Annotated in this window: 5 protein-coding genes; 4 read left to right on the forward strand and 1 reads right to left on the reverse strand. The window is 35.5% G+C overall.

Annotated elements, in window-relative coordinates; translation table 11 throughout:
• Nucleotides 1-86 precede the first annotated feature (86 nt).
• Nucleotides 87-1,748 carry a tetratricopeptide repeat protein gene (locus Q0910_RS02435; RefSeq protein ID WP_299212140.1) on the reverse strand — a complete coding sequence of 554 codons (1,662 nt, stop codon included), beginning with the start codon at nt 1,746-1,748 and terminating at the stop codon, nt 87-89.
• A gap of 208 nt (nt 1,749-1,956) precedes the next feature.
• Here Q0910_RS02435 and Q0910_RS02440 point away from each other — a divergent pair, with 208 nt between their 5' ends.
• The 4 genes from Q0910_RS02440 to Q0910_RS02455 all read left to right on the forward strand — a co-directional run bounded on the left by Q0910_RS02440 (nt 1,957) and on the right by Q0910_RS02455 (nt 14,981).
• On the forward strand, nt 1,957-9,426 hold the full coding sequence (locus Q0910_RS02440; protein WP_299212143.1) for an immunoglobulin-like domain-containing protein: 7,470 nt from the start codon (nt 1,957-1,959) through the stop codon (nt 9,424-9,426).
• A gap of 166 nt (nt 9,427-9,592) precedes the next feature.
• On the forward strand, nt 9,593-11,257 hold the full coding sequence (locus Q0910_RS02445) for a tetratricopeptide repeat protein (protein ID WP_299212146.1): 1,665 nt from the start codon (nt 9,593-9,595) through the stop codon (nt 11,255-11,257).
• A gap of 137 nt (nt 11,258-11,394) precedes the next feature.
• Nucleotides 11,395-12,099, forward strand: a complete 705-nt coding sequence (locus tag Q0910_RS02450) for a hypothetical protein (protein ID WP_299212149.1) — start codon at nt 11,395-11,397, stop codon at nt 12,097-12,099.
• A 149-nt stretch (nt 12,100-12,248) separates the two neighbouring features.
• Nucleotides 12,249-14,981, forward strand: a complete 2,733-nt coding sequence (locus tag Q0910_RS02455; RefSeq protein WP_299212152.1) for a T9SS type A sorting domain-containing protein — start codon at nt 12,249-12,251, stop codon at nt 14,979-14,981.
• The last annotated feature ends 218 nt before the right edge of the window (nt 14,982-15,199 follow it).

Consider the following 15,199-nt stretch of genomic DNA (forward strand, 5'->3'; position numbering starts at 1 on the left):
AGTTAAGGGGTCGTAGATACATGAGGTTGCAAGATAAAACCACTCAAGAAATTGAGTGGTTTTTTAAATATGGATAAAGAATTTTACTATACCAATTCCATGATGGCTTGTTCCAGTTCTTGTTCCCTATGTAACCCCATTTTTTTTCGAATACGATGTCTGGAGGCTTTAATAGATCCCATGGTGACATTACGAATCACCATAATCTCTTTAAGACTCAGATTCATGCGCATCAAAGCACATATTTCTCTTTCGGATTTGGTAAGATCTGGATATAAGTCTCTGAGTTTTTGGTTAAATGCTTCATCAAGCTGTTCAATATTATCTCCGATAGAATCAAATTTACTTTCTGTACTAATCTGTGCATTAAGATCACTAATCAAAGACTGAAAATCGGAAACATCTACAGCATCGGCGTGTTGTTTTACCTTTTTAAGCTTAGAAAGGAATTCCTGCTTAAACTGTAAACGCATTTTATTATCTGCTACCAGTTGCTTAGCCTGATACGTAGTGTGTTTTAGTTGTTCATCTAATAACTCTTTCTCAAGCTGTTCTTTTTTGAAACGTTCTTTATTCAGTTTTCTTCGGTTGTTTACAAAGATTAATAAGATGATAATTCCTGCTGAGACTAGAAGTAACAAAGTAATATAAAGTCGATTCGTAGCCTGTTGCGCTTCGTTTTTTAATTTGAGTTCACTTTTCTCGTTTGCAAATTGAAGGCTATCTGCTAGTTTTTCCTTCTGAAATTGATAATTCAATTCCAGAGCAGTTATCTTTTTAGCATTTTTTACATTAAAAATCGAATCGTAGTAATATTTGTGAGTTTTGTAAAAGCCAAGTGCATTTTTATAATTACCCATCTGCTCATAAATATGACTCCTTAATTGATAAATAATAGGAAATTTAGAGGTGTTACCTTGTTTTTTAGCATAATCCAGCGCTTCATCCATATAGGATAGGGCTTCCTGATATTTTCCTAAATCCGAATGAATTTTGGCAAGGTGCATTAATGTATTAGAAAGGAAGTTATAATCTTTTGTTGATTTAAAAATATAAACAGTTTCTTCATATAAAGCAATAGCTTTTTCATACTTGCCTGTAGTATAATAGATCGTTGCTATATTATCATTGGACTTTGCTTTATCTTTAAGTGTTGGGGAATAATTTTTAGATAATTGATAGTAATGCATAGCAGAATCATTCTGCTTGGTATAATAATATATGACTCCCAGCATGTTATAGGTGCGAGCCAATTGAGAACTATCTACATGTCGTTCCTGTATATCTATAGATTTTAAAAAATATTTTTTTGACTTGTCATATTCTTTTTGATATCTAAAGATCATAGCGATGCTATGATAACTCCTGGCAATTTCAAAAGAATCTTGCAGTTTTTCCCTGATTTTTAGTGCCTGTAACCTAAGATCCAGTGAGTTTTTGTAATTGGTCTGTCTAGACTCATATTTTCCCAATACATCCAAAATTCGTGCTTTTTGTTTTAAAAAGTGAGCAGAAGGAGAAGGAATACTATCAATAAACTGGAGGGTTTGGTTCATCAAATCTCTTCCTTGATCTATGCTGTATTGCTCTACTACCTGAGTAAGTTCGAAGAGGTAATGCACTTTTAGAGAATCATTGGCGGCATCATTAACTTTTTGTCTCAATTCAATTTCCAGACTGTCCTGTTGCTCTTGACTTAATATGATAAGGGAAGAGAGTAAAAAAAAGATTAGGAAAAAGGCTTTCATGATAGGTAAGGGGATTTATATATGTATTACAAATATAACAATATAAGAAGAGAAATAGAGTGATTTGGGGATATCTGTTTTCTTTGAAAACCCTTATAAATAAAGAGGTGAAACTTTTTGTAACCATTAAAAAAACATAAATCCGAAAACAGAGTTGTACCATTGTACTTTATTTCGTTAACAAAAATTTAACCTAAATAAACCCCTTATGAAAAAACTACTACCCTTATGCTTCGTGGTGTTTTATGCGATAGGATTCACCTCTTATGAATTAGCTGCCAAGACACCCGTTAAACCCTCCTCAGCATTATTTACACCACAGATTAGTATTGCTGGTCCTGATATGATGACTGTGATTGCCAATGGCGATACGACTCCTGACATGCTAGATGGGACATTGTATTTTGAAATAGGAACAGGTAACTCTCTAATGACACCTTTTAGCATCCAAAACAGTGGTACCAGTGATTTAAATATTTCAGATATTACAATTACCGGAACCGATGTTTCAGATTTTGTGCTCAATGATATGTGGTCAACCACGGTGTTAGCTGGGTCAACAGAGTCCTTTGAAGTAAGTTTTGCACCGCAATCTGCTGGAGTAAAAAACGCAATAGTAACCATCACCAGTGATGATCCTACTAATGGGACTTATACATTTGCCATACAAGGAACCGCTTTTGAAGGTGCTACAGGATTACATTTTGATGGTGTGGATGATAATATCACTTTTAATAACGGAAACTATAGCTTAAGTGATGATTTTAGCATTGAGTTTTGGATGAAACCTGATATTTCAGGCACAGACGAACATTTTATACTGGATAATACAAGTGGTAGTTCAGGGTATAGTTTACGTATCGATATAACGCAGCAATTAAATTTTACTTTTTTTACTGCTAGTGGTGTTAAAAATTTAAGCACTTCGACTATCGCAAACGATCAATGGCAACATGTCGCCATTGTTTATAATGATTCTGGTTATTCAATTTTTATTGATGGTATGCTGGATAATTCATTAGCTCTTTCGGAAGCTATTGTGGATAGTAGTAATAATCTCACTATGGGAAGTGCTTTTGGTGGTGGAGAATATTATGCAGGTGCTATAGATGAATTACGAGTGTGGGATGTAGCATTGTCTAGTTGTAGAATTTCAGATCAATCTAGTTGTCAACTAACGGGAAGTGAAAGCGATCTGTTGGCTTATTATAATTTTAATAATGGAGAAGTAAACGGAAATAACTTTCCTATGTTTAGTATACTAGATCCTAATCATACGATTACCTCTGGTATTCCTCCACAAGGAACTTTAAACAATTTTGGGTTAACAGGTACTACTTCTAATTGGATAGACACTACTGCCAATGGAATTTCAGGAACATGTAATACATATTCAGAAGCTATAATTGGGATTGCTTCAAATAGTAATGCTATCAATAATGGGGACACTACAGTAAGTTCGAGTAATAACACCTCTTTTGGAAATGTAGAATTTGGTCAGGCAGAACCTGCAGATTATACGATTAATAATACAGGTAGCGCTACACTGAATATTTCTAATATTATCATCGATGGAGCATCTGATTTTACTATTATAGAATCACCAACAACAGTAGCTGCAGGAGCTTCAGAAAATTTACGTATCCTTTTTACACCTGCTTCTATTGGAACCAAAAATGCCACAGTACGTATCTTAAATGATGACTGTGATGATGCTACTTTTGAGTTTGCTATAGAAGGAACTGGTTTTACTCCTGCCACCGGACTGAGTTTTGATGGAACAGATGATCATATCAGTATTAATCATAATAGCGCATTCAATACAAGTATATTTACAATAGAAGCGTACTTTAAAACAACATCTACTGCAGGAGGACAAGCTATTATAAGTAAGTACGATACTACAGGAATTAATGGGTTCTCTTTGTTCTTAAACAGTTCTGGAGGGATACTATTTGAGTACGCAGTACCAAACATTGAATCAACAAGTGCATCTAGTGTTTCTGGATTAAATGATGGAAACTGGCACCATATTGCTTTAGCATTTGGATATGGTAAGGTCATATATTATATAGATGGTGTACTAGACAATGAAATTACTTTTAGTAATATTCCAGATGCCCCAACAAATACAGAATCACTTTACATAGGGTATTCTGCGTTTAATAACGTTTATTTTAATGGAGATATAGACGAAGTACGTTATTGGTCTAGAACACTATGTTCTGATGAGATTTTAGCACAACAAAGCTGTGAATTAGTAGGGAATGAATCCGGATTGGTAGCATATTATGACTTAAACCAAGGAAATGTTTATGCTGATAATTCAAGTGAAACGACAGCTGATGATGCTACTTCAAACAATTTAGACGGAACTTTAACGAATTTTGCGTTAACAGGAAGTACTTCTAACTGGATAGATACTACGACAAATGGCATTTCTGGAAACTGCTCAGTTGCTTTTCCGGAAATTAATGTACAAGGTGATGGTAACGATATTCTTAATGGTGATGCAACTCCAGATACCAGTGATAATACAGATGCAGGAAGCGTTTTGGTTGGTAATTCTGCTGAAATGAGTTTCTTTGTGCGTAACACGGATGGTTCTGGTGCTTTACATATAGATGGGGTGATACTTATGGGTGATACTGGGGATTTTACCATTACGCAAAATCCTAGTAATAACGCAATACCAGCAACTGAATCTGCTTCATTAAAAATAGAATTTACACCAACATCTGGCGGTACAAAAACTGCTACTGTAATTATTAGTAGTGATGATTGTGATGAACCGGATTATACTTTTACCATACAAGGAACAGGGATTCCTGCTGGTACTGGTTTAGATTTTGATGGTGCTAATGATTTGGTGACAATTTCTCATGACAATGGGCAAAATAATTTGAATTTCTCCGTAGATTTTTGGATCAAAACTACTGATGGATTAGGAGGAGTCATCAATAAGTTTACACCAGATGGAAACAGTGGATGGCGTATTAACCTGGATGGAGGAAGAATTGAGTTCTATTATTATGCGAGTGCTTCCAATTATGTAACAAGATTGTTAAGTCCTGCAACTTCGGTCAATGATGGTAACTGGCATCATGTAGCGGTTACGCTCAACTCTGGAAATGCCAGATGTTATATCGATGGAGTATTAGCAAGATCAACCGGATGGAATGGAACCGCTACAGCTACCACGACCACAGCAGATATACAATTGGGATATGCAGCAGCAGATGCTCCTAGTGGGGATACAGGAGGATATTTTGATGGACAGTTAGACGAGCTACGTATCTGGACTAAAACATTGAGTGAATTTGAAGTTGGTCAACTAAATGGATGTACGACAGACATGTCACAAGCCGGTTTAACCGCTAGTTATAATTTTAACGAAGGCATTGCAGCAGCTGATAATAGCGGACTAACAACATTAGCAGATGGTTCAGGAAACAACTACAACGGAACACTTACTAACTTTGCTTTAACCGGAGCTACCAGTAACTGGATTGATGCAGCTGACAACAATGTTTCAGGAAGTTGTGATTGCGTTGTTACAGGTGGTGTTACGTTGACTACGCAAGCCGAAGTAGACAATTTTGTAACGACAACTCTCGGATCTTGTGGAATTATCGAAGGAGATGTAACGATTAACGGAACTATTACAGATGTATCTGGATTCTCCAATCTTCATACTATTTCAGGAGATTTGCACCTGGAAGGGAACATTGTAGATGATCTTTCTGGATTTAATTCACTAACCACTATTGGAGGAAATTTCACTTTAAAAGATATGACCAATACGACTTCTATAAGCGATTTTTCTAATATTACAAGTCTTGGAGGAAATTTTGAAGTTAACAATCTCGATCAATTAACAGAAATTTCAATTTTTGATCAAATAGCTGCTATTTCAAGTATAACGATTACCGGTAATTCAATGTTATCGACAATTACTTTTGATGAATTGCAAACGATGAGCTCAAGTTTTGTCATAACATTTAATGGGGCACTAGGCACTATTTCAGTTCCAAAATTAACTGATGTAAGTGGTGAATTTAGAATGAATAATAATAGCGCTGCAATGACGAGTCTTAGTTTACCCCTTCTTGAAAGCACAGGGAATTTCAGAATTAATGATATGAATGGTCTAGAATCCATAAATGCTCCAGAATTACTAACGGTTACAGGTAGTTTTAATGTTGGTAGTTGTGCTGCTTTAACTACCCTTACGATTCCAAAACTAACAAGTATAGATAATAATACTTCCATTGACAATTGTACACAACTTACTACAATAAATACAACATCCTTATCAACGGTTAGTGGTAATTTTAGTATGGATGATTTGGCAATAAGTAGTTTGAGTTTCCTTCAAAATGTAACAAGTATTGGTGGTGGACTTTTAATAAGAGATATGGTTAATTTGAGTACTCTTCAAGGACTTGATGAACTAACAACTTTAGGAAGTTTTAGTGTAAACGATTGTGATTTATTAACTAGTCTAGAAGGATTCCCAAAATTAGGGATTACTTCTATAAACTTATTAAACATTGCTGAAAATGAATTGATCACAACATTTGATAATTCTTTCTTAACATCATTAACTGCTATTGGTGCTCTTGGAATTAGTTTTAATGGAAATCTGGTAGAAATCGATGCCTTACAAAATTTAGTTTCTCTCACAGGAGGAAGTGACTCAACCATTAGAAATAATAATAGTTTACAAAGTATCAATCTCTATGCACTAAGAAATGTAAATTCTAATCTGATTATTCAAAATCAGGAGCTAGGTATTTCCAATCTATGTGGTTTGTATAATTACGTTACGGTCGGAGATGGTAATACAACCCTATCGTTTGTAGGTGCTAATGCAGCGGATTGGGACAGTGTACAAGACATTATTGATAATTGCGAAACTCCTGTTATTACCTTAATTGGTGATAATCCACAGACCATAGAATTAGGAGCTGGATATTCAGAATTAGGAGCAAGTACTAGTGATGGTAGTTCTGTAGTAATCGATTCCAGCGAATTCGTGGATGCCATAGGAAGTTATACAATTACTTATAATGCAGTTGGTATTTCGGGAAATAATGCTATTGAAGTTACTCGTACAGTAAATGTAGTAGATACCACGGCACCTGTGATTACTTTGGAAGGAGATAATCCACAAGCCATTGAATTGGGAGCCGGATATACTGACTTAGGTTCAACCACAGATGATGGATCTTCAGTGAGTATTGATACTTCAGAATTCATGGATGCAGTAGGCAGTTATACTATCTATTATGACGCTACAGATGCTGCGGGTAATGCTGCTGTTCAGGTGACTCGTACTGTAAATGTAGTAGATACCACAGCACCTGTGATTACTTTGGAAGGAGATAATCCGCAGACTATAGAATTGGGAGTTGGATATTCAGAATTGGGAGCAACAACAGATGATGGATCTTCGATAAGTATTGATACTTCAGAATTCATGGATGTAGTAGATAGTTATACCATCTATTATGATGCTACGGATACTGCTGGTAATGACGCAGTTCAAGTTACTCGTACAGTAAATGTAGTAGATACCACAGCTCCAGTAATTACTTTAGATGGAGCAAATCCGCAGACTATAGAATTGGGAGCTGGATATACTGAGTTAGGAGCAACAACAGATGATGGATCTTCGATAAGTATTGATACTTCAGAATTCATGGATGCAGTAGGTAATTATACCATCTATTATGATGCTACAGATGCTGCGGGTAATGCTGCTGTTCAGGTGACTCGTACAGTAAATGTAGTAGATACCACAGCGCCAGTAATTACTTTGGATGGAGCAAATCCGCAGACTATAGAATTAGGAGCTGGATATACTGAGTTAGGAGCAATCACAGATGATGGTACTTCAGTAAGTATTGATACTTCAGAATTCATGGATACAGTAGGTAGTTATACGATCTATTATGATGCTACAGATGCCGCTGGTAATGCGGCAGTTCAGGCGACTCGTACTGTGAATGTAGTAGATACCACAGCGCCAGTAATTACTTTAGATGGAGCAAATCCGCAGACTATAGAATTGGGAGTTGGATATTCAGAATTGGGAGCAACAACAGATGATGGTACTTCAGTAAGTATTGATACTTCAGAATTCATGGATGCAGTAGGTAATTATACCATCTATTATGATGCTACAGATGCTGCTGGTAATGCAGCAGTTCAAGTGACTCGTACGGTGAATGTAGTAGATACCACAGCACCAGTAATTACTTTGGATGGAGCAAATCCACAGACTATAGAATTAGGAGCTGGATATACTGAGTTAGGAGCAACAACAGATGATGGATCTTCGATAAGTATTGATACTTCAGAATTCATGGATGCAGTAGGTAATTATACCATCTATTATGATGCTACAGATGCTGCGGGTAATGCTGCTGTTCAGGTGAATCGTACAGTAAATGTAGTAGATACCACAGCGCCAGTAATTACTTTGGATGGAGCAAATCCACAGACTATAGCATTGGGAGCTGGATATACTGAGTTAGGAGCAATCACAGATGATGGTACTTCAGTAAGTATTGATACTTCAGAATTCATGGATACAGTAGGCAGTTATATCATTTATTATGATGCTACAGATGCTTCTGGTAATGCAGCAGCTCAGGTAACTCGTACTGTGAATGTAGTAGATACTACAGCACCAGTAATCACTTTAAACGGAGCAAATCCGCAGACCATAGCATTGGGAGCTGGATATACCGAGTTAGGAGCAACCACAAATGATGGTACTTCAGTAAGTATTGATACTTCAGAATTTATGGATGCAATAGGAAGTTATACGATTTATTATGATGCCACAGATGCTTCTGGTAATGCAGCAGCTCAGGTAACTCGTACTGTGAATGTAGTAGATACTACAAATCCAATAGCAGTGTGTCAGAATATTACAGTACAATTGGATGACACAGGTAATATAAGTATTACTGCAGCCATGATTGATAACGGTTCTTCTGATCTTTCAGGCATGGTATCGCTTGCTTTAGATATTACAGATTTTGATTGTACCAATATTGGAGATAATATGGTTGTGCTGACGGTTACAGATACTGATGGAAATAGTGATATGTGTATGGCTACCGTTACGGTGGAAGATACCATAGCTCCAGAGTTTGATATGACTACCGTGCCTACGGATATGGAAGTACCTTTTGATACGGGTGATATGTATACCCTTGCAGATTTTACAAATGGAGTGGTTGTTACGGATAATTGTGATACGAATAGAGCTGCTTTGGCTACTACTATTACTCAAACTCCTGCAGCAGGTACTTTATTAGGGGCTGGTGATCATTTGATTATCCTTACGGTTACAGATGATAATGCAAATGAACAAACTACAACTTTTACCATAACGGTTACTGATGATGTTTTAAGTGTCGGGGAAAACAAAGAAGAGGTATTTACACTCTATCCTAATCCAGCGAAACAACAGTTTCAGGTTTCAGGATTCTTGGGAAAAGTAGAGCTATCCATCTATGATGTTAATGGACGTAGTTTACTTAAAGAAAAGGTAGATGCTAATCAATCTATATCTATTCAGGAGTTACCAAATGGAGTGTATTTTGTAAAGATTGCTATAGGAACCACCTATAAAACCATTCAATTGATGAAAAACGAATAGATAGAACCCTTTATTTTTTGCAAGAAAATCAGTACTACGAAGTTAAGGGGTCGTAGATGAGATTGCAAGATAAAACCACTCAAGAAATTGAGTGGTTTTTATGTTTATATACAGTTATGTATTTGTTATAAGATTCTAATTATAACTTTTAGTAAGTTTGTAAATAATGAAAAAATATACAACCTCATTCTTACTGTTATTTTCTTTTTTACTCTTCTCTCAAGAAAAGGATACTATCTTGACACGTCTGCAAAAAGAAGTAGAAAATGCTATCGTTGACACTTCCAAAGTAAAAGCAATGTTGGAGCTTGGAGAATATCAATTAAAACGAGATTTTGATAAAGCAGAAGGGAGTTTTGTAGAAGCACTAAACCTTATTAAAGGAAAGTCTGAGGAATATTATAAACCATTTCTAGCTGCCATTTATGTACAGATGGGAGTGGTAAATCGCAGAAAAGCTAACTATCCAGAAGCTATAAGTTATTATATAAAAGCACTTAGATTTTATGAGGAAGAAAAAAATGCTTCAAAGATTGCTAGTGTATTTCATAATATGGCCTTAGTATATCGCTATCAAAAAGACCATCGTAAAGCAATTGAAAACTATAAAAAGGCGATTGTTTTAAAAGAAAAAGTAAAAGATACCCAAGGATTGGGAGCAGTATATAACATGTTAGGAGTATCGTATAGACAAAATAAACAATTAGATTCTGCACTTATTTGTTATCAAAAAGCAGAAAAATTATTTACCGCTATCGATAGTAAAGAAGATTTACATGGCGTATATGGTAATTTAGGAGCTTTATATGGTTTTCAAGGTAAATATGACCAATCAATTCCTTTAAAGAAGGCCAATCTAAAATATTATAAAAAAATAGGGAAACGTCTTTCAATATGTGTTGAATACTATAATATATATCAGGATTACAGAAGGATGAAGAATTGGAAAAATGCTTTGGTGTATGCAGATTCATCATTACAAGTAGCACTTGAAGAAGGTTTTAGAGAACGTATTTTGGTTGCATATCGAAGTAAAAGTATATCGTATGCAAATATGGGTAACTATAGAGAAGCACATGAAAATTATAGAATCTATAAAAAATATAATGATACTATTTTTAATATCAAAAATGCAAAAAAGATTCAGTCACTAGAGCTCAATTACAAATTTCAGAAAGAAAAACAGGCAGATAGTCTTCAGTTTATAAGGGAGAAGCGAGAGGTAGAATTGATAGCAAAAACAGAATCATCAAAAAAGAAACTATATTTTATATTATTGATCATTACACTAATCGCTGCAGGAAGTATAGCTTTTCTGATTAGGCGTAATTATAAACACCGTGCCAGAATTGCGCGAGCGGAGCATGAAAATGAAAGAATACGTTTGGATCAGGAAATAAGTAACAAAGAAGAAAGTATCAAACGGTTGATTGCAGATAACAGCATGCGTTTGGCTTTTAAAGAAGAATTATTGGATAAAATTAAAAACGAAGTAGATACAAAACCGGAGAACATCTCAAAATCTCTACAATCACTTACCGCACAGTTAAAAAGACAAATCACCACAGAACGAAAATTATCAGGTTTGCAGGAAAAGATCGATCAGGTAAATAAGGATTTTGATCAAAGACTGCAAGAATTATATCCAGAATTAACTAAAGGAGAAAGAGAAGTATGTGCCTTATTACGTCTCAATTTATCAATTAAGGAGATTATGACTATTCGTAATGTATCTTCAGATTCAGTTAAATCCATGCGTCGTCGTATCCGTAAGAAAATGAATGTGCCTTCAGAAACCGAGCTCGAAAAGTTCATTCAGGAATTAGTTTAGCTAGAAATATTGTTTTCTTGCTGCACCCGTCTAAATATTTTAACTTTAATCGTCATTGCCAATAGCTTTAGGAGGAAGTCCTCTACTACTTACTTTCTGCTTATAGTATAGCGCACTTATCTCCACAACTTTTCAAGATGACACCTTTTGACACCACTACTTTCTTGGCAGAGCCTATAGTTGTAATTAATATTACGGACTCTAATCTTAGAACCTGCAATATGATTAAGCTATTAAACAGTTATATGATAGCATATATATTCTTTTTAAACACCGAAATAGTAACTTCCGCAGTTGTTATTTTGAGTATTATGATTGTTACATTTTTTATCTGGAGAAATGTATACGATCGTTCAAAAATCAACCGAATCACCAAAGAAAAAAATAGATTGATAGAGAGACTTACAATCAAGGAAGAACAAATAAAAAGTTTGATGGCAGATAACAGTATGCGCTTGACATTTAAAGAAGAGTGGTTGGCAAAATTAAAAAATGATGTAATGGTTACTGCCGATACTAAAGAACTAAGGGAATCACTGAATTCTTTGATAGCGCAACTAAGACTTCAGATTGATACAGAAAGTAAGTTAGCGGGACTTCAGGAAAAGATAGATTATCATAATATTAGTTTTGATACAACACTTAAGAACATGTACCCTGATTTGACCAAAGGAGAACGGGAAGTATGTGCCTTATTACGTCTCAATTTATCAATTAAGGAAATTATGACTATTCGTAATGTATCTTCAGATTCAGTTAAATCCATGCGCCGTCGTATCCGTAAAAAAATGAATATCTCTTCAGAAATCGAGCTCGAAAAATTTATCCAGGAACTAATTTAAATAGTTATTCCCGAATCCCTCAAAACTCCCGAATAAAACACCTCAATATTCACTGTTATTCAAAATGACACCTTTTGACACCAGTGAAAAACTCTTAAGACCAGATATTTAAGATATTATTGTACTCAATATTTAATAAACCATAGAATATGAGAAAACTATTACCCTTCGTTTTAGCAGTTTTTTTAATATCCTTTAATGATATTGTCGCCCAGACCGGCAATCAAATTTCAGGAGCAGCAATTACTCCTAATCAATCAAATACAAGCAATACACCTTTTCCCTATGATGGTAGAACAACATTTACTCCGGGATCATCACTGACTACTGGAGATTGGAACCTTTCCATTGGACCTGGTGCGGGTGCTTCCTTAATTTCTGACTCGAGAAATATTTTAATAGGAGGTATGGCAGGTGCTAAGCTTACTGACCGAGATAATATCGTTATTGGAACATTTGCCGCTGATCAGACTGAAGGAAATTTTGACAATGTATATATAGGAAATTATGTCGCTAGATATGCTACAGGTAGTGATAATGTGGTAATTGGCCATCGCGCAGGGCAGGTTTTAACAATTGGGTTTGATAATGTAGTAATAGGAGAACAAGCAGGATTTAGATTAACCGAAGGAAGAGATAATGTACTTATAGGGGAAGATGCAGGATATGAATTGACTACTGGTAATGATAATTGTTTTGTAGGAAGTAATGCGGGGTTAAACACTACAACAGCTAGCGGCAATACTTTTGTTGGTGGAGAAGGTGATAGTAATATTCCAAGTACACTCGGGAATGGCAGTGATTATGATTTTGTACTTCTTTCGGACGGAGCTGGAGAGCGAAATAGAACGGGTGCAGCTAACACCTTCGTAGGTTCGGGTGCTGGTATGGACAATGTTGATGGTTTTGCCAATACTTTCCTTGGATATGCAGCTGGAGCTAATAATCAACATGCTGATGGTAATACGTTTCTTGGATATGGAGCAGGTTGGGATAATAATCGTACTAACGAGCGCAATAATGCTAATAGAAATACCTATATAGGAGTATTGACAGGAGGAATTAATAGAGAAGGATCTGATAATATTGGGATGGGATGGAAAGCAGATTTTTCTGGGAATGGTGCTTTTGGACCTTCTGATAATCGCAATCAACGAAATATCTTTTTAGGAAACTCTGTTTCGGTATTTGGAGATGATCAAGTAATTATTGGGCATCAAGCTAGGTCTACAGGTAATAAGGGATCAATTACGATTGGTTCACAGAGTAGTACTGGTGGTTCATATGCAGCTGCCATAGGGTATGACGTTGATGTTGCAGAAGCCAATACTATGGCATTAGGAGGAAATACTACAACTAACCGAATGAGTTTAGGGATAGGTACTGTTGCTGCCAATCAAAATGCATCTTTAGAGCTGGCGGATACTGATAAAGGTTTTTTGATAAATAGATTAACAACAGCAGAACGAACAGCCATGGAAACTACAGCCGGAAGCGGAAATGCATTAACCACCACTGATACGGGTTTAATGGTATATGATACTGATCTGTCAGCTTTGTTTTTATGGAATGGTACGCAATGGATCAATTCTACCATAGATACTGATACCGATGATCAAACTATTGATGAATTTCAGTTAAATGGTAATGATTTAGAATTATCCTTACAAGATGATTCTGAAGCTACTAAAGCGGTAGATCTTTCAAAATATTTAGACAATACAGACACACAAAGAATTGACACGCTAATGCTTAGTAGAAATAAAATGATGATATCTCTAGAGAATGATAATGAAAAATTTAAAGAGATTGATTTATCATGGTTCTTACAGGCATTAAGTTTGTCCTCAAATACATTAAGCATCTCAGGGAATCCATCTACCGTTGATTTATCTGGTTATTTAGATAATACAGATAGTCAGGAATTATCGTTTTCAACCAATACCTTAAGTCTTTCAGGAGGCACAAATACTGTAGATTTATCAAGCTATTTAGATAATACCGATGCACAAGATTTAGAACTGTCAGGTAATGTTTTAAGTTTAACTAATGATAATACTGTAGTGGATTTATCTGGGTATTTAGACAATACTGATAGTCAGGAATTGTCATTTTCAACAAACACATTAAGTCTTTCGGGAGGCACGAATTCTGTTGATTTATCAGATTATTTAGATAATACCGATATGCAAGATTTAGAGTTGTCAAACAATATACTAAGCCTTACTAATGATGGTACTAGTGTAGATTTATCGGGTTATTTGGATAATACCGATGCTCAAACCCTTACATTAAGCAATGGTAATCTAACCATTTCTGGAGGTAATAGTATCGATATTTCTTCTCTTCAAGATGGAACGGGAACAGATAGTCAAACGCTCGACTTAATAAATGATACATTAAGTATTAGTAACGGTAACTCAGTGGATTTTTCTCCTTATATCAATACAGATGGTCAGGATTTAACTTCAGCTAGTTTGGTTGATACAAATCTTACAATCGAGATAGAGAATGGTGCTTCGGTAACCGTAGATCCATCCCCTTTGTTAACGAATTTAAGTGATAGATTAGCGGCATTAGAGCAAACCTTAGGAGTCCCAGAAAACAACTTGGGAAAGGCAGAGGCAGCTATTTTATATCAAAACATTCCTAATCCATTTAATGGAACATCATCCATAAAATACTACGTACCTAATCACGTATCGAGTGCGGCTATTGTATTTAGCAATACAAGTGGTCAAGTTATGTCTAATGTAGCTATAGAAAATGTAGGAGACGGAGAATTGAATATTAATAGCGATGGACTTTCTGCGGGAACATATTTCTATACTTTGTATGTAGAAGGGAGAAAAATAGAGACCAAAAAAATGGTGATTGAGTAGACATGAAGATAAGATGCTTAATTCTAATAGTGAGCCTGAAAATAAACTAGATCCTCACAGCTTTCGAAGAAAGCCGTCTTCTATCATAACAGTGAGCCCTGCGAACGCCAAGATTACTCAAAGTTTTCGAAGAAAACGTACTAACTACTAAAAGCGAAGCGTACGAATTAATGACACCTTTTGACACCGTTAAAATTATCTTAAAATAAGATATATAG

It is taken from the genome of uncultured Aquimarina sp. (assembly GCF_947495315.1).
Lineage (GTDB): Bacteria > Bacteroidota > Bacteroidia > Flavobacteriales > Flavobacteriaceae > Aquimarina.